At 37.5% G+C, this 23,766-nt stretch carries 18 protein-coding genes; 2 read left to right on the forward strand and 16 right to left on the reverse strand.

Annotated elements, in window-relative coordinates:
- Positions 1–50 precede the first annotated feature (50 nt).
- A complete protein-coding gene (locus U2718_RS01040) occupies positions 51–494 on the forward strand; it encodes a pentapeptide repeat-containing protein (protein WP_341999423.1) in 444 nt (147 codons plus the stop codon).
- A gap of 1,377 nt (positions 495–1,871) precedes the next feature.
- Positions 1,872–4,058, forward strand: coding sequence for a glycosyl hydrolase family 28-related protein (locus U2718_RS01045; protein ID WP_341999425.1), 2,187 nt, complete (start codon positions 1,872–1,874; stop codon positions 4,056–4,058).
- A 200-nt stretch (positions 4,059–4,258) separates the two neighbouring features.
- Here the strand turns inward: U2718_RS01045 and U2718_RS01050 are convergent, their stop codons facing one another.
- From U2718_RS01050 to U2718_RS01125, 16 genes are all read right to left on the reverse strand, one after another.
- Complete coding sequence (locus U2718_RS01050; protein ID WP_341999427.1) at positions 4,259–5,599, reverse strand: TldD/PmbA family protein; 1,341 nt, start codon at positions 5,597–5,599, stop codon at positions 4,259–4,261.
- 22 nt (positions 5,600–5,621) lie between these two features.
- Complete coding sequence (locus U2718_RS01055; RefSeq protein ID WP_341999429.1) at positions 5,622–7,094, reverse strand: TldD/PmbA family protein; 1,473 nt, start codon at positions 7,092–7,094, stop codon at positions 5,622–5,624.
- Between the two features lie 212 nt (positions 7,095–7,306).
- Complete coding sequence (locus tag U2718_RS01060) at positions 7,307–8,512, reverse strand: nucleotidyltransferase family protein (RefSeq protein ID WP_341999431.1); 1,206 nt, start codon at positions 8,510–8,512, stop codon at positions 7,307–7,309.
- A 7-nt stretch (positions 8,513–8,519) separates the two neighbouring features.
- Positions 8,520–10,337, reverse strand: a complete 1,818-nt coding sequence (locus U2718_RS01065; protein ID WP_341999433.1) for an ABC transporter ATP-binding protein — start codon at positions 10,335–10,337, stop codon at positions 8,520–8,522.
- A 78-nt stretch (positions 10,338–10,415) separates the two neighbouring features.
- Positions 10,416–11,627 (reverse strand): cupin domain-containing protein, encoded by a 1,212-nt coding sequence (locus tag U2718_RS01070; RefSeq protein ID WP_341999435.1) that lies wholly within the window; start codon positions 11,625–11,627, stop codon positions 10,416–10,418.
- Between the two features lie 43 nt (positions 11,628–11,670).
- Positions 11,671–12,591 carry a serine kinase gene (locus U2718_RS01075; RefSeq protein ID WP_341999437.1) on the reverse strand — a complete coding sequence of 307 codons (921 nt, stop codon included), beginning with the start codon at positions 12,589–12,591 and terminating at the stop codon, positions 11,671–11,673.
- 205 nt (positions 12,592–12,796) lie between these two features.
- Positions 12,797–12,946, reverse strand: a complete 150-nt coding sequence (locus tag U2718_RS01080) for a hypothetical protein (RefSeq protein WP_276745770.1) — start codon at positions 12,944–12,946, stop codon at positions 12,797–12,799.
- Positions 12,947–13,117: 171 nt separating this feature from the next.
- Positions 13,118–15,073: a lasso peptide isopeptide bond-forming cyclase gene (locus U2718_RS01085; RefSeq protein WP_341999441.1), complete on the reverse strand. Its 1,956-nt coding sequence runs from the start codon at positions 15,071–15,073 to the stop codon at positions 13,118–13,120.
- Between the two features lie 6 nt (positions 15,074–15,079).
- Positions 15,080–15,508: a lasso peptide biosynthesis B2 protein gene (locus U2718_RS01090; protein WP_341999442.1), complete on the reverse strand. Its 429-nt coding sequence runs from the start codon at positions 15,506–15,508 to the stop codon at positions 15,080–15,082.
- On the reverse strand, positions 15,477–15,785 hold the full coding sequence (locus U2718_RS01095; RefSeq protein ID WP_341999443.1) for a PqqD family protein: 309 nt from the start codon (positions 15,783–15,785) through the stop codon (positions 15,477–15,479). The genes U2718_RS01090 and U2718_RS01095 overlap by 32 nt, the downstream gene beginning before the upstream one ends.
- A gap of 419 nt (positions 15,786–16,204) precedes the next feature.
- Positions 16,205–16,747, reverse strand: a complete 543-nt coding sequence (locus tag U2718_RS01100) for a WcaF family extracellular polysaccharide biosynthesis acetyltransferase (protein ID WP_341999445.1) — start codon at positions 16,745–16,747, stop codon at positions 16,205–16,207.
- A 61-nt stretch (positions 16,748–16,808) separates the two neighbouring features.
- Positions 16,809–17,669 (reverse strand): phytanoyl-CoA dioxygenase family protein, encoded by an 861-nt coding sequence (locus U2718_RS01105; protein WP_341999447.1) that lies wholly within the window; start codon positions 17,667–17,669, stop codon positions 16,809–16,811.
- Between the two features lie 426 nt (positions 17,670–18,095).
- Positions 18,096–18,938: a glycosyltransferase family 2 protein gene (locus U2718_RS01110; protein WP_341999448.1), complete on the reverse strand. Its 843-nt coding sequence runs from the start codon at positions 18,936–18,938 to the stop codon at positions 18,096–18,098.
- Between the two features lie 353 nt (positions 18,939–19,291).
- Positions 19,292–20,485 (reverse strand): glycosyltransferase, encoded by a 1,194-nt coding sequence (locus tag U2718_RS01115; RefSeq protein ID WP_341999835.1) that lies wholly within the window; start codon positions 20,483–20,485, stop codon positions 19,292–19,294.
- Between the two features lie 121 nt (positions 20,486–20,606).
- Complete coding sequence (gene asnB / locus U2718_RS01120; protein WP_341999449.1) at positions 20,607–22,433, reverse strand: asparagine synthase (glutamine-hydrolyzing); 1,827 nt, start codon at positions 22,431–22,433, stop codon at positions 20,607–20,609.
- Between the two features lie 8 nt (positions 22,434–22,441).
- The gene (locus tag U2718_RS01125; RefSeq protein ID WP_411813206.1) at positions 22,442–23,656 is read right to left on the reverse strand and encodes a glycosyltransferase; all 1,215 of its coding nucleotides are present in this window, start codon (positions 23,654–23,656) and stop codon (positions 22,442–22,444) included.
- Positions 23,657–23,766: the final 110 nt, after the last annotated feature.

A 23,766-nucleotide genomic window follows, 5' to 3' on the forward strand; every position in this document is an offset into this window, starting at 1 on the left:
CTAATTATAATCGCTTGATTCAAGAGCTTATAGATATGAGAGGAAAAACTATGAAAATTAGAATTTTGATTACAACGGCTTTATTAAGTACAATATCTCTCTTTGCCTCTACTCCTGTAAAAGCAGAAAATTCCGTTAATAATGTTCGGCGCTTGCTAGAAACTAGAGCATGTTACGGATGTAATTTAAAAGGTGCGAATCTCAGGGGTGCTCACTTAATTGGTGCAGACTTGCGAAATGCTAATTTAAAGGGTGCAAATTTGGAAGGTGCAAACCTAGAAGGTGCGGATTTAACTGGTGCCAATCTGGAATCTGCTAATTTATCACAAACTTTTGCCAGCGATACTACATTTGATAACGCTAATCTCAGTCATGCTGATTTAAGTAATGCTCACTTATATAATGCTCAAGTAGATGGAGCTGTTATGATTGACACAAATATCAGTGGTGCGAATGGTTTTAACATTATTCTTGGTGTGGGGGGTGAAGAATAAATTTTACAGGAGAATAGTTAGAAGTTATAAGATAAAATTTTAAATATTCTAATTTCTAACTTTTAATTTTCCTTTATTTATTAAACTAGATATTTAGACAGACTATTGCAGACATTTACTCAATCTCTTTTTTATGATTATAAAGGGTTTGAGTACTTTGAAGAGAATGGCAAGCAGATTTTGTTATTTATAAGATTAGATGTAATACTTTTGTGATTATACTACTAATATTTTTGGGTATTCTCATTGAAAAATCTTAGATTAAAATTAATGTGATTAGTATATTACGTAAGTAATAATACAGGAAGCATGAAATATTGAAGAGAGGAAAAATCAAAAGTACGCCTCAATTAAATGTGCTTAATGAAATTTAATATTTTTCAAAGGATGAAGGGACTTATCGGTTATCTGTTAATAAATAACCTTTAATAGCAGTGCGATCGCATAGATGTTTATATCTCTACAGAACTTATCATAAGTACTTTTTAGCGATCATCTGAGATAATTTAATTTGTATAATTGCCCATTCCCATCAGTCACTAGACTTTGTTGATGCGATCGCAATATCTCTTTGTTGCATTTAAGCTAATTAAAAAATACAGTGTGATTTACTGTTGACATCACTATCAGCCTGACTTAACTTGTAGTGGCATATGTATGTCCAGTTCATGAATCAAAAGTGTTATTTTCTAGTCATATTCTGTTGGCAATACTGTCAGCATTGGCTTAACTTATAGTTGACATATGTATGCTCATTTAGTGCATTAAAAAATTTATTTGTCGGTTAACTAATTTTTTGTACATTATTTTATGCACGTTATAAAATAGGTTTTTAGAGATAGGCGTAACTAATCAAAACTGCATTACGCTTGCAAGTGAGCTTAAATTCTATTATCAAAACTTCAATTAAGTGTGCAAAAAATAAAAATCTTCAGAAATCATTGTTTGATAACTGAAGTCACAATAAAGGATAACAAAAAATTAGGTTAATGATTTGATGAGTGCAAACACTACAAATAAGCAACCTATTAACTTTTGGCTCTATAGCTCATTCAATAAAAATTTCAGTGCTTTGATTTCTGTGATTACAATCTTAAGCACGAAAAATAGGTGCGATTAAGTTTTGAACGAGAACGTAAAAAATACCGTGAACATGAATTATTAGGTATCTAGAGGACAAACGTTGTGAGTCATTTTCAACAAAATAGATCAAAATTTATTACTACCAACCGCTATTGTCTCTTAAGCTTGTGCTTATTCATAGCGACTATATGCACTCCAATAATTGTCCCACATCTGTTTCCACCAAGTGCTACCGCGTCTGAAGCCACTTACTCTACGCCTTTGTTTTATGGCCCGTTTTCAAGTTGGACTAATGTGAAGACTGCATATGGAGCCAAAGGTGATGGCACTACCGATGACACTGCCGCATTACAGCAAGCACTTGACGATTTAGGGCAGACAGATAAAGGAAAGGGAAGTGTATTGTATCTTCCGGCAGGTACTTATCGTATTACTAAACAACTGAGACTCTACAAGGTACGCAATGTTGCAATTATCGGAGAATCTCCAGAAAGTGTGACGCTGCGTTGGGGTGGAACAAATCAAGGAGTAATGCTCCTATTTGAGAATGTTGCCTACAGTCGGCTTAGTCGCCTTACTTTTGATGGAGCAGGTAAAGCGGGTAAAGGACTTTGGATTCGTTGGGGTGGCTATGCTACAGGCGAGCATTTCCCGACAACTTTTGATATCTCTGATAATGTCTTTAAAGATTTAGAGGTAGGTATCCAAGGTGGTGAAGACCCCAATGTAGCAGGACACCAAGACACGGCAGCAGAAGTGGCAATTATGCGATGCAAATTCTTACGTCACTCCTATGCAGGCATAGTATTGCAAGATTGGAACACGGTTGACTGGTGGATTCGCAGTTCTCTGTTTGAAGATAATAATTACGGTGTTGCCGGTTTAATTGGAGTTTTTCACGTCACAAATTCGGTTTTTCGTCGCTCCACCGAGGCTGATGTGTACGCGCAAAATAATTCTTTTATCGGACTTCGGAATAATTATTCAACAGCATCTAAACGTTTTTATTCAACTCATGGTCCGACAGGAGACGGACTAAACGCCATACTACAAGGCAATACTATTTTGGATACCACTGACGTTCCAGTAAGCCTTAAAAATGCTGGTCCAGTTACTCTGTTGGACAATATTATTCGTAGTTCTGCGGGTGTGACGACTCCAGCAGTAGTTATGGGAGCAGGATCGCCAGGAAACCTAATCGCTATAGGCAATAATTTTACAGTTTCTAATCCGATTGATATTGACCGAGACTATAATCGTTTTTACTCGCAAGATAACAAAGTAGTAAATCGAAACACGATTAATGTTGAGGTACCAAAATTACCAGACACTCCAGAGCGATCAACAGCTCCAGTAATTGAAGTTACTCAAAAGACTGGAGCAGCAATTCAGACCGCAGTCAAAAAAGCCTCCTCTATCTATGCTGGTCAACGTTCTGTGGTACATCTACCCGCTGGTGACTACTCTACCAATACCACTATTACAATTCCAGCAGAAAGCGATGTGCGAATCGTAGGAGATATGGGATATTTATGCTTTAAGGGCTGCTCCCGTATAGTTTGGAATTCATCTGGTTCTGGTCCGGTGTTGCGTGTAAAAGGGCCAAGCAAAGCACTTATCCAAGATATTGACATTCTTGGTAACCGTAGTGCCGATGGGATTGTAGTTGAAGGAGTTGATCAACAACAGGGACATATCCTTCTTGACCAGACCATAACGAATATGCTTACCACTACTGGTACAGCCATGACAGTTGATGGGCTTGATTATACGGTAATTAACGGTATCAATCACCGTTTCTTTGGTATTTTAAAAGGAGTAACAGTGATTGGTGGTGCTCTAACTGCAGACGGTGAATCGACTACTGCACGAGTAAATTTGTTTGGGGGTTCTAGTGGTGCATTTAAAGAAGGACCAAGTTTTCATGTAGACAATGGTGGGCGTCTGATGATTCAGGACTCTTGGTACGAGAACGGTTCCAATAGATCTCCTATGCTACACCTCACTGGGTCAGGAACAATAACTTTAGATAATATGAAGCAACAGTTTTACGGGAGTGCTGCTGGAAGCTCCCCAACCATCATAGTAGATGAATTTTCAGGGAAAGTAACGCTAGGAAACATTCACTTTATGGGTGGTACCGTATCTATACAAGGCAATAATACCAACACTAACTTTCTACTATTTGGATCTGCATTGCGCGCACAAGACAATATTGTTGCTAGTTTCTCGAATAGCTCAACCGCTGGTCGGATAGTAACGTTGAATAATAATGTTGGTCCAAACTCTGGTACTGGAAGCGTTCGACATATGTCAAATACAGGTACTATTAATGCCGAATGGATGCGGTCTATGCTTTCCCAATTGCGTCAAGACAAACTTGCTGACCCTAAAGAATCCATACCCTCAGACGTCACTGATTTGATATTGCTACGGGTTGGAGTTGAAAATGTTACTAACGGAATTACAGTGAAGCGGTAACTTATTACACAGATAGTTGAATAAAAAGTTCAATTAGAGACAGTAAATTATACTGTATAGTTGGTACTAATTTAAATTATGGCAATAGTTTTAATATTTACTCTTGATGTTAAGGAGGAGAATTAAATTAACAGACTAAGAGTTAGGAATTACAAACTAAATGTGACATTTCCTAACTCCTAGCTCCCAATTATTAAATTTTACTCTCCAGTAATCGACAGTTCATTAACCCAGATTTTTGGACATACTCCAGCAGGAGTTAACTCAGCTTCTTTATCCACCAAAATAATTGACTTTAAAAGTTGTAGGAAATCACCGGCAACTGTTGCTGACTCAATACTTGTCTTAACACCTTTGTTGATAATCCAACCATCAAAGGGCAAAGAAAAAGAACCTTGTAAGGATTTCACTCCAGCATGGAGAGCCTGTAAATCATCGATAAAAACTACATTTTCAGCTGTTTCCAGACTTAGTTCTTGTTCAGCAGGTGTGCTTGCAAAAACATGATAAAAATTTGGGCTGACGGTGACTTTTGCACCTATATTAGCATTTCCAGTTGGTTGAGCATTCAGTCTTTTCGCAGTGCCTGCACTATGGAGAAAGCCTGTTAAAATACCACTTTCAATGAGCGATACTCGACGAGTGGGAGTTCCTTCTCCATCAAAAGTTTCTGCACCCACATTAGCTGAATGCAATGCATCATCGCACACTGAAAGTAGAGGAGAAGCGATTTGCTTTCCTAAATCATCAGGGGTAGATAGGCTTTGTTTATCCAAAATATTTTGAGCATTGAACAAGTTTGAAAAAGCACCCAATAGACTTAAGAAAGCATCTGGTGAGAAAACAACTGTATATTTACCAGACTTGATTTTTTCATAATTTAAGTGACTAATAGTTTTCTCAGCAGTTTCTTGAATGCAACCATTTATATCCAGAGAGTCTAAACTGTGATTAATTCTAAAAGCGCCAGCACTACGAGGTTTTTTCCCTTCGTCTTCTGTTTTGCTGTAAAGATAAATTGATGCTAAAGAGTGAGACTCAATTCTCATCGCACCCTCACTGTTGAGATAGAACCTATCAATATCTCTTTGCGCCAAGTTGTTGTAAGGCACTCCTTTGATAGCCGGATGAATTGAAAGTATTTCTTTCTCCGCTGCCAGCAAATTCTCTATGAGTTGAGCAACAGGAGCCTGTGGATATTTTTGATCCGATTGATAAGTAATAGGGATAGTTGCTTCTGGGCTAAAATCTGGTACATTTTCTTTCACACCAAAGAAACTAGCTTCGTAGGCAGTCTCTAAAGCTAATTTTAGTCCTCTAGGGTCTACATCTGTCGTACTGGTGACACCCATTGTCCGATCTTCATTCCAAACACGTACGGTAACACCAGAAAGATTTGAGGATTTAACTTGCTTAGGTTCACCTTGATCTACTTGGACACTTGTTGAATCTACTATTGATCCATAGATATCGAATTTTTTAATGCCAAGTTTATTAGCACTATCCTTGGCATAATTCGCAATTTCGTTAATATTCGGCATAAAAATCTAAAATCCAAATTATTTAGCGTCCACCAACAGTAATCGAATCAACTTTGATATGTGGTTGTCCTACAGTGGTGTAAATACTGCCACTAATAGAGCCACAGAAACCTGGCGCTAAAGATAAATCTTGAGAGCACATGGAAATTTTATTCATTATTTCCTTGGCTTCACCGATGAGAATTGCCCCTTTGAGTGGTTTGGTAATTTTACCGTTTTCAATCAAATAAGCTTCGTCTACACCAAAATTAAATTGTCCAGTAGCGCCAACACTACCGCCCCCCATTTTTTTGCAATAAATACCTTTATCCACAGAGGCAAATAAATCTTCTATTGTGTATTCTCCAGGAGCAATGTAAGTGTTACGCATCCGGCTTGCAGCCGCAAATGTAAAACTCTGACGCCGCCCACTACCGGTTCTGGGGTGTCCGGTGCGCCAAGAACCAGCTCTATCTGCCAAAAAGTTCTTGAGAACGCCTTTTTCAATCAACAAAGTTCTCTGGGCAGGCATACCTTCGTCGTCCATATCAATTGTACCGAAGGCATTTTCTGTCCGTCCTTCATCCCAAGCAGTTAGGCTTTCGTGAGCAATTTTTTCACCTTTTTTGTCAGCAAAAGGAGTAGTTTTGCGTTCAATTTGTGTGGTTTCCAGCAAGTGTCCGCAGGCTTCGTGGAAAATTACTCCACCAAAGTGATTTGCCATGATGATCGGGTAAGTGCCTGATTCCACATAATCTGCGTAGAGCATTTTACCTGTTGATTCGGCAAGTTGCTCCGCTGCTTCTTGGTAATCCCAAGTTTTTAGGAAATTTGGATCGCTAGTGTTACCACCCCGTTCACCCATAGAAGCGCGATCGCTACCGTCAGCGCACAGCAAGCTTAATCCTACTGACTGGGTAAGGCGAATGTCACGGGCAAAAGTACCATCACTAGCGGCGACTAAAACTTCTTGCCAGTCACGGAAATAGGTACCACGACGTGATTGGATGTGGTTGGCTTTTTGCTGTAATTGGGCAGTACTTTCAAGGAGAATTTCTCCCATTTCGCGGATAGAGCTACACAGAGGTAACCAGCTATCTTTGCCTCTTTTGGCAGCATAATCTCTGAGCAATTCCAAGTTAATTTCTGGAATAAAAGCGTTTGGTGCAGGTAGCTGTAAACCCAGAATAGAAAGACCTTTTTCTAGGGCTGCTTTCAAACCAGCAAACGAAAGGTCATTTGTACTAACATAGCAGTCGCCGTGTCCTTTAAATACTCTTACTCCTGCACCAGTGGAAAGACGCGGTGTAATACTGGTGATTGTGTCTTCTTCTGCAAGGCAGCTAATGTAATTGACACGCTCTAAAAAAAATTCGATGAAGTCAGCGCCAGCGGCACGCCCTAATCCTAAAAGGGTTGCCAAAGGAGCTTCCCAGGTTTCATCAAATCTTTCTGGAGTGGAAGAGTATTGCAAGGTGGGGAGTTGTTTGGACAGAAGTAGGGTATTTTTGAGCATGAGTGGCCTCTTGGTGCTGGCGTTTCCGGAAACTTTGACTGAAATATCCTGGTGTGATCAGTCTAACAAATCCGTGGAAGCCGCAGATAGAAGCAAGGCGATCGCCTTTTGAGAACTCATCAGGATTGATACCCAATTCTCACAGTTTTGCTGCTAGGCATTCAGCACGTTCTTGTAATCGTTGTTTGCAAGAAAAATTTAGTAAATAAATACTATTTTTTTATTCTTAAGTACTGTAACAAAGATAATCTGTATCTTGCTATTAAACGAATTGGGCGAGTTAGATAATATAGAAAATAGAGAAATTTAGGTAAACGAAGAAATTCTAAATCGTGTTCTGTGGGTGTAAACCAGCCATGAGTATTCAACAAACTAACCAAGATTTGCAATCTGTCCTTGAAACGTTCTCTTGTACTCATGTGAAATAAATCTTTTGGCACCCCTTCAATTTTCTCTTCAGTAGTCTCACAAAAAAGTTGTTTGCTCACCTGCTCGACTACTAACTTAACTGCTGGATCAGACTCTACTTCTTTTAAGACTTCTTCTGGAAGAGACGCTTCTAGTAGATTTTTGGTTAACAAAAGTGTGACAGATAGTATCCGTTTGCATCCGCATCTGTTCGCTTGATCCATAATCTGCATCCAGTCCATTTCTGGATAGGTGCGAATTACTTCCGCAACATCGCAAATCCGATGTAACATATGCCAACAGTCTTTAGTCCCTTGGAGGCAGAGCATGAAAAAACAGGCTTCTGGTGATAAATTAAGCACCTTTTCTCCGGATAGCTCAAAATGCTCCAAGTTTTGCCACCAGTAATTGTCACTAATAGAACGTGAGTAATCCTTTGGTACGATTTCACAATGAAGGTCAATACAAAGCGTGCGATCGCAAAGTAGAAAATGGCACTCTGAGGGCAAGTCAAGACAGATTTCACCTCCAGCGGCAATCAGTAAATCTACAGCTTTTTGATAGTGATGTTTGGGAACGAGGATATCCAGATCTCGTGTTTGGCGCAGGGAAAAGTTACCATAGGCTGAAGCCCCTAGAATAGATCCTTTGAATGGAAGCGCAGGAATTTGATTGCTTTCAAATAAGCTTAAAAACTTCAATAAATTTTGAGTAATAAAAATGCTACGAAAAAGATTTGCTTGAAAATCCTGACGGAGCTGATTTAACTTGGTAGGGGGAATAGATTCTGGAGAAATACTTTGGAGGCTGTGATACAAAAGCGGCATAACTCTATGCCTTTGTGCTATTTGCATTAAATACTCCCAGTCAATATCTTCTAGCAGCAGCTTTTGAATGCGTGCCGCTGTTGTGGGAGTAATGTGAGTTCTGGCACAGCATAACAGCAACTCTACTTCTTTACCAGTAGATTGTGGTAGCTGTTGAGTAGATATTTTGGGTATGACAATCATCAAACTGCTACCTATAATTTTGAGCTTGGGTTTCAAATAAATGGGCGTAGGTACCCTCTAGCTGCATTAACTCCTCGTGAGTACCACTTTCTAAAATGGAGCCATTTGCCATTACATAGATGCGATCGGCCATTTTAACAGTGGATAAGCGATGACTGATGAGAATGGCAGCTTGATTTTTGATCAGTTGGCGGAACTTTTCAAACACTTCATACTCAGCTTTAGGATCCATTGCGCTAGTAGGCTCATCAAGGACAATTACCTGGGAATCCCGCAAAAATGCCCGCGCTAGTGCAATTTTCTGCCACTGTCCGATACTGAGTTCTTCTCCTTGTTCAAATAACTTACCCAAAATAGTGTCATAACCTTGAGGTAATTTTGTGATGACATCATCAGCACCAGAACGGCGAGCAGCAGCAATTATACTTTCCTGATGAGGTGGCAGTTCTATGTTGGCTAACCAAATATTTTCCTGTGCTGTCAGGTGGTATTTGGCATAGTCCTGAAAAATTACGCTGATTTCGCGCCGTAATTCGGCGGTTTTAAATTCCCGTAGATCAATCCCATCGATAGTAATGTTGCCTGCTGTGGGATCGTACAATCGACATAAAAGCTTAATTAAAGTTGTTTTCCCGGAGCCGTTTTCTCCAACTAATGCTACTACTTCCCCTGGTCGAATAGTAAGATTGATATCTCGAAGTGCCTGACGGGTAGTGGTAGTGTATTGAAAACTAACATTATTAAATACAATTCCACTTTGCATCGGTCGCGGAATCGTTACCGGATATAAAGGATCGACTAGCTTGGGTTTCAAGTCAAGGAATTCGTAGAGGTTAGCAAGAAATAAATTGTCCTCATACAGAGCAGATAAACTACTCAATAAACCTTTAATATCATTCTGTCCGCGCTGTAATGCTTGATGATAGAGAACCAGATCCCCCAAACGCAAAATGCCGTAGATAGCTTGATAAACAATGAAAGCATAGATAACAAATATTAAAACTCCAGCAATAGCTTCTGCTGCAAAATTAGCCAGAGAGCGTTTAGTAAAAATTTTTAAGCTTTCCCTATATATCTGCCGTCGGATACGGAGGTACCATTGACTAAAAAAGTTACCTAAATCAAACAAACGAATTTCTTTGGCAAACTGATCTGATGTCAGCATCCAACTTAAATACATCGCTTTTCGATGCGGTGGAGTCCATTTTCGCTGCCAATCATACATGACTCGACTGAATTTTATCCGCACTAACATAGCGGGAAGAGCAGCAACAAATAAAATACCGATAATTCCCCAATGCAATGATAGCAACAAGCCAATCATTGCCAGTAAAGAAACACTATTTTGAGCAACTTGTGCCAAACGATTTAAGATTTGGGGAGGTCGGTGAGGAGCTTCTTGTTGAGCACGTTGTAGGGCATCGTAGTATTTAGCATTCTCGTAATACTCTAGATCGGCTGCAATAGATTTAGCATTAATAATGCCCTGCATATGGTCAGTCACTCGCTGAGAATGAGCAGTAGTGACTAGTTCCGTTAAAGAACTGCAAAGAGCAGTTACAAGAGTTACTGCACCAGCTATAGCAATTAAAAGTATTGCACGATGAAAAGCAGCAGTTTTATCAGCATTAGAGAGGTTAACAGCTACTGTATCTATGATCAATTTGGTAATATAAATTGATACTACGGGCAGTATTCCTTGGATAACTAGCAGCACTACACGAGCGCTCGTCCAACCAGGACTACTTTGCCAAACTAAGCGTAATGCAGGCACAAGACGTAAAGTTTGCTGGAGTTTTTGTTTAATGATTTTGCCTGCTTGCATATTTATAATTTTTAAAGAATTTTTAGTAAGTTTAAAATATTTTATAAATGACCTAATATAAATCTAGTTAAAATCTAACTAATCGTCAGCGTTAATACTTTCAATTTTCAAAAATCCTTCTTGGATAAATTTAGTAACTAACTTAATTTTGCCTTCATTATTTATTAAGCCACCAATATCTTTCACAGCAAAGCGATCGCTATATAATATAGTACTTAATGAAGGAGCAAAAAAAATAGGAAAAGTTAAAGTTTTGTTGTAAAAATTTATATATATATTGCTTTTATCCTTATCTATTGAAAAAAGAATACTTTTTCTTCGTGATAGAATAGAGTTTAAATTAATTTGACTAATGAGTAACCAGTCCTTAAATCTGCTTTCATCTTGGGAACGTTTGTTGACAATAAACTGGTGAGATTTTGTTTCAAGTAAAGTATCTACATCTAAATTAGTAACTAAATCTTGGCAGATTTGGCGAAAATTTTCTTTAAAAAAGCTTTTCTGATCATCATTCATGAATTCGTTAGGAATGGCTCTTCTAAAAGCCGGGTTCTCCTTAGCGAGTTCAACTAAGTCTTGTAGTAGTTCAAACCAATAGGTGGGATATAACCCCAATGCAATATGTATAGAATTTGTATCTGTTGTGAAAGCTTGATGAATGAGACCCCTGGGAATATATAGTAAATCTCCCGGCTTTAATTCAACTTCAAACTCCGGTTTTTCTAATGAGTGTAGTCCTATACCCTGGTCTTTTTGTTGAGAAGGTAGTTGTATTGGTGAGTGATATAAATTCCAAATTTTAGTACCATGTATTTGTAAAATACAAACATCATGCTCGTCATAATGTGGCAATAATCCTTGTGCTGTAGGAGGTGTTATATAAATATTGGCTCTGATTCTAAACTTGAGTTCGCTTTCTAGTAGATTACAAAAATTTATAAGTTTAGGAATTGATTTATGTACACCGTTGATAACTAGTGTAAAGCCTTGATGTAAAAATTCAAATAGCTTATTATTGTCAACAATATATTGATGAGATTTGGATTCTTGTTTAGACCAATTCTTGAAATCTAAACTATTACCATCCTTGACTAAGAAAAAATTATCACATTCTGCTTGTAATTTTTGATTTTGCAAAAAATTATCAATATCGTTATTATCTAAAATATTGTTATAAAAGGAGTTATTGTTACGATTAATATAAAGATACTTTTTCTCCCAATAGGATTGAAAAAAATCTGTAATTTTATATGGATAAACAAGTTGAGAAAAGTTAGGTTCAGTATTCATGAATTGATAAATTATCTCTAATTAAAAAATTAGATAATTAATTTTAAACAAAATTAGCTGTACTAATTTGACGTTCAAGATGTTGTTCTACTAACTGGCAAACGTTAGGTAAAAGTTGCAGAGAGCTAGGTCGTAAAAGGCGAGATATAGAAACTAAGTTGGCAAGTTTGGTAAGTTTAAGGAAGTGAGACGCTCCATTAGGTTGCAGCAGTTCATTCCCAAATCTCGTTATGTAAGAGTTGCGGAATAAATATGTTAAAATTTTCTGGGGCTGGAGAGGTTGAATTTCTACATTCGCATCTATACCTAGAACATAAATTTGCTGGAGTGGAATAGTTTTTTCTGTAAAACCGTGAGTAATTCTGCGATCGCGTTTTTCTAAGTGAGAAACTAGTCGTGGCAATTCTTCAGGATTACCTCCCAAACCAGCAACTGCATCTGGCCAAAGTTTCAGTTGTGGAAAAGCTGGTATCACCAATACTTGGTTGCTATTGTTCAAGTCTACAGCGATAACGTCATCACCAATTAGACTATGTCCCCGTGCGTGGAGAGCAGCAACCATCGTAGATTTACCCCATCCTTTATCTCCGATGAAGGCAACACCATTATCATGTATGGTCACAGCACTTGCATGCAGTACCAAGTATCCTCGTTGATGTAGCAGCACACCTATAGCTGCCCCCAATATAAATAAGCGTAGTCTGTCCTCATCAGCCTCTGGAACTGGGTCGATAATAATTCTTTTTCCATCTTGGATCAGAAAAGTTCCCACTCCTTGCCAATATAAGTACATACCCTCAGAAGTTAACTGGAAACAATGTGCAGCAGAATTAGTTTTTAAGGGAGAATGCTCTAGTTTTTGCAATTGGATAATCACATCTGCATCTACTTCACAAGAGGTGATTAACTCTGGCAGTGGGAATGGGGAGTAGACAACTAAACCATAAGCTCTGTAGGAATACATATTTTTTATTCTTTACTGAACACTTTAGTTAAGTAAAGGCTGATTACTTAGAATTCAGCCTCGACTAGTGATGTCAAACGCTCAAGAGAAATTGAGCAGACAATCATTATTATCAAAATTTGTTCATAAATAACTTCGGTTTTCTTGCTGAGCTCAAGCAAAAAAACACAAAGTTATTTTGAATTATTTCGGTGGCTGTTAACGATTAGCTAGCAACATCACCAATTCCGTTTGGACCTACAGAAGTACCCTGAGGAACGTCAGTACTGCTAGCTCCACCTTGTTGGGTTAGAGTTTCGATGTCACCATAAACGGTTACTTCGGGTTTGGTGTAGGTTTTCTTTTGCAAGTTCATGGATTTGTCCCTTGTTGTTAGTTTATTAAAGTGAACCTAATAAAGGCTCGAAAATACAGCTTTCTAGAGGTTTCTCTGTAAATAGAGTTGACCACCAAAATAGCTGTGTTGTTGGATGTATTAATATCAACCAACAAGACAACCATTTGATATGCAACACTTAGATTACTTTTAGTCGCGTACTTGTGGGGCATCAGATGGTGAAAATTCACTACACTTCAGCCATAGAGCTAAGTTCAAAGCTTTCCAGAGATTGAAAGAATCATCTTCTTCGTATTCTTGAGAAATAAATCTGTGATATGCCTCATGCAAACTAATTGTGTTTGTGTACTCCTTAATGAGTTCAGAGTTCTTGACAAGAACCTCTTTTAGGCGCTCTTGCTCAAAAGTTAATAGTCCATGGTTAAAGCCAGGAGTCAGATTAGATTTGCCACCACGCCATTGCACTTCTTGAGGCAGAATCCCAGCCATTCCCCGACGCATCACCATCCGCGTCCAGCCTTGGTGTATCTTTTGCTCACCAGGAACAGATAGGCAAAATTCCACTAACCGCTTATCCCAAAATGGAAAACGTAGTTCAATGCCAAACTCGGTAGCAGCTTTGTCTAATACCTCTAAAGTATAAGGCATAACACCCCTCGCCAAACTGTAGTAGTGTTGTGCTCTTTGGTTCTCTTGTGAGTCTAAGAAAAGTTTGTTTAAAGATTTACGCCGTTCTTTTAAGCCAATGCGTTCAACAAAATCAGGGTTAAGGATTGTACTCCATGTAGGTTGATTACCAGAGTCAGTTGTTCGCATTACTCGCCTTTGCAATGCTTGCCAAACTCGTTGTCCTATTCTCAAAAGCTTATATTTGCGTACTGTTGGCTCAAATTCATACTTCCACAAATATTGCCAGAGTAGCTGCCAGAAAGAATAATTGAAGTTTTTAGCAAATCCTTTCAGCTGTTGAATTAAGCTGAACCATCGTTTGTTAATTGCCAATTCATTTAAATAGCTTACGCCATGTGAAACAGTACTATCTCCATCAAATCCATCAAGAATTATGCGCACCCCCTGCTGTTGAGCAACCTTGTAAATACTCCTGTTTAAATACAAGTTGAAGGCAAACAGAGGTTCATCCAGATGCTTGAAGAGACTATCTATGAGGGGACTGATTTGATCCGCACAAACGTAGTGTGGCTCCATGCCACCTTGAGCAAGAACAGGGTTGATATAAGCACGTTCATCACACTCACTCACTTTGTCAAAAATTGCTGAAAATGTCGGTAATACAGATCCTCCTTCTTCTTCTAGTATTTTCCTTGCTGTGCAAGTAATTGAGGAAGAGTCTAGCCCACCACTGAGCATTGTACCGAGAGAGTAAGCACTACGCATACGGCATCGCACAGCTTCGGTAAAAATTTCACGAAACTTATCTGCATATTCCTCATCAGAACCTAAACGCAATTCACAGTTAGGATTTAAAGACCAATATGACTCTAACTTCATTCCTTCACAGCTTACTATCATCCGATGAGCAGGAGGGAGTCGGAGGATATCTTGGTAAAAAGTAATGGTAGTATCCTCAAACATCGATACCAGATAATCACCAATCCTCACTTCATTTATCTGGCGTGGCACATCTGGCAAGCAAAAGATAGCTTTAATCTCGCTGGCAAAAACAAAAGCTTGTGCAGACGAATAGTAATAGAAAGGTTTTACACCAAAATGATCTCTGGCACAGAATAATATTTGCTTTCGCCGATCCCAAATAGCAAAGGCAAAATCACCCAATAAATGCTCTGGGCATTGCTCACCCCATTTTTCGTAAGCAGCTAATATCAGTTGACTATCAGTGACTTTCTCTGCCGGATAGTCATTTAATTCTAATGCACAGATCAGCTCCTCTCGATTATCAATTCGAGCATCTGCCGTAATTGTCAAATTACCAGTATGGTGAGGCAACTTCTCCAAAAGAGATTCGGGTGTTGTCCACAGCATTCGATGCCCCAAGCCAACATACCCATCAATCCAGATGTCTGCATTATCTGGCCCCCTGTGGGCAATAATATCTACCATCTGTCCAAGCCTTTGATGATCAACTGATTGACCATCAAGATAGTAAACACCGACAATGCCGCTCATAGTTGTCTAATTGTATAAAGATGGCAGTGGGGTAAACCGTGAAAGATCTGTAAGATTGCCAATGACAATTTGTCCTTGATTCTCAATCCACGCATGAGCTTCTAGTTTCCCTTTTTCACTCTTGGTGACTCCTATACGCAGTTGCGGTGAGTAACCGTATCGATTCATCAGTGTCTGGCAAGTCAAAGCACGGGCTAGACACTTCGCACCACCAGGCATATAGCGAGTACTTGCATTAACAGCCCAGATAATTTGGTTGAGAGAGATTTGATCTCGTTGAGGACTTTGCTGACTGATGATTGCTAGTCGTTGCTGTAATTTTTGAAATGGCAGCAAACATAATCCTAATCTGACTAATCCTAACAAAATAAATGTATTAATTAAAAGATTACGTTCTCTATCATTAAGACGTAATAGTTTGCATACTTGCTTCATCTCTAATTTCTATCATTCCTTTCTCTGCTAAATCTTCTATTAATGCTAATAAGTCTTTTTTGCACTCTTCTGGCTCTGCTTCATACTCATCCAACAGTACACCCAAAATGTACTCCACAGTTTTTGGTTCTTGAATTAAATTCCAGATGAAAGTACCTGTTTCATTTAAACCGTAGTAAATTCCTGAGGTTATATTAAGAATAACAGTCTCGCCTAAAACTTCAGAAGAAACTTGATTTTTATTTGCTACTATCCAGTTATTAAAGCTATTTATCATCGTGTTTAGTACATTAAAGCAGACTTTCTAATAGATTTACTATAAATGTTGAATAAAAAACTAACTTTATATTCCCTTGTTTGAGAGTTCACCATATCTTTACAATTATAAAACTATAAAATAAGCAATTATTAAAAATTAATTGATTTAAGTTTTAATTTGAACCTTAATGCATTAAGATAGTATATAATATATTAGTGACATAAGTGATTAAAATTCTTATACTAGTATGGTTTTAATAATTGTAAGTTAATAAATAACCTATAAGCAAAGTTAAATTATTAAAACTATAGAAATAAATTTTTAATGTTTTGATACTAAAGTTTAGATGCATATTAAATTGTTAAGAGCTTGATGTTTAATTAATGCCGATGCGATCGCAAAGCCGACAAAATATAATTATTAATCTTGACATTTGCCTAAAACAGTTTTCTTTGCTTAATAGGTTGAGCTGGATTACCCGCATAAATTGTCATTGGTTCTAAAGAGCGTCCAGTGACTCCACCCAAGGTTAGCACTGCTCCCTGCCCGACGATAACTCCAGGGCCAATTACAGCTTTGCTAGCAATCCAACTACTCTGTTGAATGTGGATTGGGGCAGTAATTAGTTTAAAATCGGGATGGCTCCAGTCGTGATTGCCAGTGCAGAGATAGACACCTTGAGATAGGCAAACATGACTTTCAATAATGACAGGAGCCAGGTTATCAATCCAAGCATCTTCTCCAATCCATACATGATCGCCGACTGTCAACCGCCAGGGAAACTTGACCCGCACTCCTGGTTTAATACGGACATTTTTACCAATTTGCGCCCCGAAAGTGCGAAGTAGCCAAACCTTAAAGGCGGAAAATACAAGTATATGGCTTTGTAGCAAAGATGATCCTAGAAAGTACCACAAAAGTTGTTTCCAGTAGGGTGCGCCAGGCGTATAGGTGCCAAGAGTATAATTGTCTAAATGCATAGTATGGCAAGCAGGATAATTTTTGAATTTGTTCCCGTATTGTAATAGTTAAAAATTTTTATTATTCAGATATTAAAAGTTTGCAACTAGAAGGCGACTTTAGGTCGTTTTGCATATTATAGTCAGCTGTAGCAAATTCTATTTGCAGTATTAAACGGTCTTGAGCAGTGGGAGTGGTACCTTTATGAAAACATGATGTATCTTCAACAAAACCAAATCCAGCTTTCCCGCAAATAATCACTAATTTTTCTCTGCCATAGTAGTCTATAATATCTTGATCTGTTTCCTTTTTATGAAATAACAGATGTGTAAATTTCTTTTTCTTATGACTTCCACGAATACAGACATGAGCTCCACTAGTTTCATCTACATCAGTCAAATAAAAGAAAAATTTTAAAAATTTATAATCATCTATATCGTAGTGAAACATTTGAAACGCTCTCTTTTTTTCGCTATTGCTTATCTCACCAGCAAAGCTCCACCACAGCTCATTTCCTTGAATCACTGGCTGTGTATTCAAATATTTTGTAGATATTGCTAATAAAATGGGATCATTTCTTAATTTTTGAATTGCAGGGCAATGCAAATATGTATTAAAGTAACTAGCCAGTGCAAATCTTTTTTCTAGCTTGATATTTATTTGTTCCTTCTGATAATAATAGAATCCAAGCCACGGTTTTCTATTACCATGGCAAGGATGAGAATAGGCAAATTCAATTATTTCTGTGACTATATCTTGAGGCAAGTTTATACCCAAGTAAAAACCATTTTCTTTTAGCTGTTTAACTACTTCATCTATATCAAGCTCTTTAAATAAAGAATCACTTTGATCACTTACTGGCTCTTTAGAATTTTTAAATTTGTGTTTTGAAAAATAATTATTGATATTTCTTACCAAATTAAATCTAGCGAGTTTACGCATCAACAACCATCTAGGATTTTTGAGTAAACCTCTAATATTCTCATATAAAATCTCGTATATGTATGAAGAATTCAATAGCTTATGTACGTATATGATAAATTTATTTAAATTAATTAATATGCTTTGAATAAAAAATATCATTTTCAGCCCTATTTTACAGATTAAAAACAATTCTATATCTTAGAATCACATAGAAAAATTTATAAATCTGTTTCCAATACAGGATATTATCTACTGCCGCAAATATTCTTGTTTCTATTAAAATTAATTTATTCATATAAAAAACAAAATACCTGAATTTATGAAAATAAGTTTTTGTAAAACACAGATTTTCCTCTTAACCTTTTAATTACTCTTGAAAGTTTAAATTTAATATAATTATGTACAAAAAGTATAAAATTAGTATAATTTAAACTAATAAATAATTTAATTTTTTCGTAATTCATATATTTTAGCATCTATTAGAAATCTATACCAAAAACCTTGTAAAACATGAAAAATTAACCCTTCCTTACCATCTAAAAAACCTAAACCAACAATATAGCGTAAAAGAAAGTAGAGAAAAGCACGTAAAAAAAGAGGCGAGCGTGCATAAAGGTTTTTCTTCACCCATCTTCGCTGACTAGCTTGAGAAAACTGACCTTTTTTTAAAAGAAAATCATCTTGTTCGACACTAATATTGAGTATGTCTTTCACCTCTCGTTCCGCATAGCGATTATGTTTATCAGTCCAAAAACTTAAACCTTTTTGATTTTCATCTATAATATCGTGCTGAAGATTAGCAATTTTGCCTTTAGAAAGAATCATATGCTCATCCATCCACCTCTGTTCGCAAGTACCCGTTCCATTACGCCAAATTCGTAATAGCCAGGTAGGATAGTAGCCACCATGACGCATCCAACGTCCCATAAAAAACACGCGGCGTTTAACTTGATATCCTGTAATACCGTTTGATGTCTTAGGTAAGATTGATTCTAACTCTTCAACCAATTCAGGAGTAAGCCGTTCATCAGCATCAAGGCGCATAATCCAGTTTGTAGTGATTGGTAAGTTCTCAATAGCCCAGTTAAGTTGTTTTGCTTGGTTCTCAAAAGGATGATTAAACACTTGACAACCAGCTTTTTGAGCTATTTCCACTGTTCGATCCGTACTACCAGAATCGACAATAAAAATTTTTGCATTTAGCTTTTGTAAACTACCTAAACACGTTGGGAGATTGAGTTCTTCATTTTTAGTTAAGATGATTACCGATAGTAAATCTATTTTCATAATCAATTCAGAAAATCAGTAAAAAACAGTGATTTATAAAGATTGGGAGTTTTTTTAGGAAATTTAAAGGTGAGATTTGTAAACCTTTTTGAGTAGTTTGATAAATAATCTATTATTGCCAACTAAACTTTTATATAAGACTAGTATTTGATTTTTAAATACATACGTAAGGTTATGTTAGCGTAGCATAACGCACCAAGACCTGGAGATGGTGCGTTACGGACTTCGTCCTAACACATCCTACAAATACTCAAATACTTTAGATTTTTTCAATAATCAAATCGGAGTTATATAGATAAACTAATATTTAACCAGGATATTAATTATAATTTTTTTAATTGTTTTAAATAAAATTAATCAAAGTGAGGAAGATTTTTTCTTTCGATAATTGCTGTATATATTTCTATAAGATTTGAGGCAATATGGTTCCAAGTGTATTTATCATGAATTATTTGACGAGCACGATCGCCCATTTGTTTAGCTAATTGAGGAGAGTTGAGACAATCATCAAGGGCATTCGCGATCGCTGAGATATTTTGTGGGATGACGTAGCCAAGTTTGTGTTGCTCAACCACAGAAGCGAGTGCAACACCAGGAGTAATGATCACAGGAAGACCTGCTGCTAAGGCTTCTAAAACTGCCAGGCCAAAGTTTTCAGAGTGAGATGTCAGAGCAAATAAATCTGAGCCTTGCATCAATAAATTTTTGCTCTCGCCTTCAACAAATCCAGCAAAATTGGTGTGATCGCGAATGCCAATTGAATCCACAAGAGACTGAAGTTCATTTGTGTATTCTGGAGAGCCATTACCTGCTAAAACGAAGGTAAAACGATGGTGCTTAAGTTTGCCTAACGCTGGAATTAGATACTCTAACCCTTTTTTGGGATGTAAGCGGGATAAAAATAGGATCACAGTTTCATCTGGAGGAACGTTGAGTTGTTGCCGGAGACGACAACGAGCATCTGGGATAACAGGAGGAATGGAGAGTGCATGAGGTAGGACAAAGCTAGGAACCCGAAGATTTAAGCGAGAAACTTCTTGCTGTTCTTGTTTAGAGGTGAGGTGAAGCACCCGACTGTGGTTAAGGTTAGCCCTTTCAATCAAATCGAGGTAAATTTGTTTTTTACGGGCCCTTTGTTGGAGTGACCATTCACAAAGTTGACCTAAAGGGCGAACAATATAGGGAATGTTTTGCAGACGAGCGATCGCCATTGCTGCTGTAGAAGCATAGGAAAAAATAGCGTGGACGTGCAGCAAGTCATATTTGTGAGCGTTTTGCCACAACCATGCAGTGAGTTGGCTAGAAAAGGCGAATTCTCGGATAGAGTTAATTTTAGGGGAAAAGCGCGGAAAAAACTGAATCGGGACTTGTTTGTACTCTACAAGCTTGGATAGAGGCACATCTAATACATCATCACCATTATCATTTGTTGTGATAATTTCGGCATCAACACCTAAACTTTGCAGTGCTTTAACAGTTTGCAGTATTGCTTGACTAGGCCCACCCCGTACAGAGGCAACTGATGGTATCACATGAAGAATTTTCATGTTGTTATTTGTATCCATTCATACTCGTAAAAAGAACTGGGGACTGGTGATTAGGTATTGGGGATTGGGTAAGAAAAGGAAAAATTATGGAAGTAGCTGTAAGTTATTAAATCTTAAATTTTTATTGATTAATTTGCTCCCACCAGTGATCTAGAATTGCCAAACTCCAATGACGGTACCAGAGTTGAAGATTAATTTTTTTATCTAATTTATGAATCGGAAAATACGCTTTCCATTCTTTGTCTATCCATTTCTGAAAAGGAAAAAGGAATCCTCGCTTGGGAAGATTTACTAACCAATTTGGTAACTCAGGAATTGATTGAATTAACAACTGTTTCTTTGGTGCTAGGCGTATATTGCTAGGAATAGCAGCGATTGTTTCTAATAAAACTTGATCAACAAAAGGAACTCTTAATTCTAATCCCCACGCCATACTCATAACATCACTATCTCGCAATAACTGGTTACGCATATAGCAGCTTAGTTCTAACCAGCTTACTTCATCTTCTAAAGAAGGAAGATTTGTCGGTAGGCCTATATTCTGGAAAACATCGCTTTTATGATCTACAGGAGGAATTGAGGAGTAAGCCAAAGAATCTTTTAAGTAATGTTGAAGAATTTTAATAGCTTCGCTATGAGAGAAAATTCCTCTATAACTACTATAAGCTGATGCCGTTGTCGGTTTTTGCTGCAAAAAGTCTCCTAAACGTTTTAATTGTGGCGAACCTCCCCAAAATGCTAATTCTTTACCTAAGATGCTAGTGATGAATTTAATTTTCTGGAATTGCTGTCCCCAATGAACCATTTTTGGTACTTGTTGAAATGTTTTATAGCCACCGAACAGTTCATCTCCTCCTAATCCAGATAAGACTACTTTTGTCTGATCTTGGTGTGCTACATGAGAAACACAAAAAGTATTGAAACCGTCTATACTGGGTTGATCAATACTTAATAAAAATTGAGGTAATAAATCTCGTCCCAAAGAAGCTGTAATTTTGTATTCTGTATGCTCTGTGTTATATAAATCAGCAACTTTTTGGGCAACTTCTCCTTCACTCCATTCGTTTTCTTCAAAAGCTATTGAGTAAGTTCTTAATTTGCCTTTTTGAGTTTGACGTGATAAGGCAACTATGGAGGCTGAATCAATACCACCACTGAGAAATATACCTACAGGAACATCACTGACAAAGTGATGTTCAATTGAGTCATTTAGAGCCTTAAGGACTTTTTCTGTTGCTTCTGGTAAAGAAATGGCTTCGGCAGCAAATTTAATCTGCCAATACTGCTGTTTGGAGATTTTGCCTGCTTGCCAATATAAGTAATGACCAGCTTCTAAACAGTTAATACCTTTAATCAAAGTGTAAGGCTCTGGTACACTTCCACCTGTAAGATAGCCATATAAACCTTCTGGACTTAAGCAAATGCTAGGTAGTCCAGAAGCAACAATAGCTCTAATTTCTGAGGCAAATACTAAAGTTGAGCCAGAATGCCAATAATATAGTGGTTTGATTCCCAAAGGATCGCGAGCAATAAAGCAGGTATTTTCTTGATTGTCCCAAATCGCAAAGGCAAACATCCCTCGCAATTGTTTGACACAATCTGCTCCCATGCGTTGATAGAGCTTGAGAATAACTTCAGTATCACTGCGAGAATAAAATTGTTCACCTTGAGTCTCTAGTTGCGATCGCAAATACTGAAAGTTGTAAATTTCTCCATTGAAGGTAATCCAATATCTACTATCCTGCGTAGACATAGGTTGATGTCCCGCAGGAGTTAGATCTAAGATGGACAAACGAGTGTGAGCAAAAAAAGCTTGACGATTGGGAGCAATATAAACCCCTTGGTCGTCTGGGCCTCTATGCTGTAAAGTATTTTGCATTAATTGGATTGAGGAATCCAAGCGATCTTGGTAAGGCGCTGTTGTTAGAATTCCTGCTATACCACACATTTATTTAATTAAATAGAAATGAAGTACTCCTCTAAATAATTACCTATAGTTTGTCGAAAGTGTTCAAATCCGAATTGATCAATCACTTTCTGTCGCAGCACCTCCGGTTGATAAATTAAAGGATTAGGATAAGTACCCTGTAGGATTTGAATCAGGGTTTGGGCGATCGCACTCATATCATCCGGATCAACCAATGCTCCCAATTCACCCTGGCAAAGCGCGTCAACTGCCCCATCTTGATTTCCAGCAAGAGTGGGTTTACCACAGGCTAGGGCTTCAAGATAGACAATCCCAAAACCTTCTCTTTTACTAGGCATAGCAAACACGTCACACAAGTTATAGTGAGCAACGAGTTCTTCATCTGGAACAAATCCTGCCAGAGTGACGTGCTCTTGCAAATTAAGACTTTGCACTAGTTGCTCAATTCGAGGACGGTCTTCACCTTTACCAACTAAAAGATAGTGAATATTGGGGATCTGTTGTCGAATTTGCGGCAATGCCCGAATCACCTGATCATAACCTTTATAGCGATCGCTACAAGCGAGTCGGGCTACAGTTAAGATTACTAGCTGCTCTGGAGCTAGATTGTATCGTTCTAGTAAGTTTTTTGGTTTAGGAGTAATTTCAAATCGATTTACATCGAAGGTGACAGGTAACAACGAAATTTTGTCAGGATTGAGATTTTGTTCTTCGAGGAGGCGATCGCGTGTGTAACTACTCACTGCAAAGATGCGATCGGCATGGTGAAGGGCTTTTTGTAGTGTAGGGTTTGTGAGGTTCCAAGCTTCTATGCCGTGAGCAACAGTCCAGTAAGGTATACCTTTTAAGTACTTTAACAAATATGCAATAATCGTAAAATTTAGATGGGTACTAATAATCAGACTCGGGGATTGCCAAAGACCAAATTTGAAAAGTTGAGTAGCAAAAGCAAGCGTCCTTAACTTTATATGCCATTTCCCTGCAAAGTGAAATCGTGTTTTTTTTAGAAACGAAACGTTTGACAAACAGCGAGTATCGTGTTTTAAAAAAACATCATATTCACAATGAGGATATAAGCTTTGTAATGCTTGCAATAAAAAAGCTGAGTAAACCTGGATTCCACCTTTAAACTCAAAAATATTAGGGAACCATACGTGGAAACATTGAGAATTTGTGGATTTTTGTTTGTTTTTTATCGTTTCTATATTTAAACAATTAATTTGATCATTTTTTTTGATAACCATATGAAAGTAAATTATATTTGGTTTGCAAACATTCATTATAGTTAAATTTTTGCTCTCAAAAATCAATATTCTAGCTAAATAATCAGGTTTTCCTATAACTTTTATTAAAA

The sequence above is a fragment of the Chlorogloeopsis sp. ULAP02 genome (assembly GCF_038404745.2).
Taxonomy (GTDB): Bacteria; Cyanobacteriota; Cyanobacteriia; order Cyanobacteriales; family Nostocaceae; genus Chlorogloeopsis.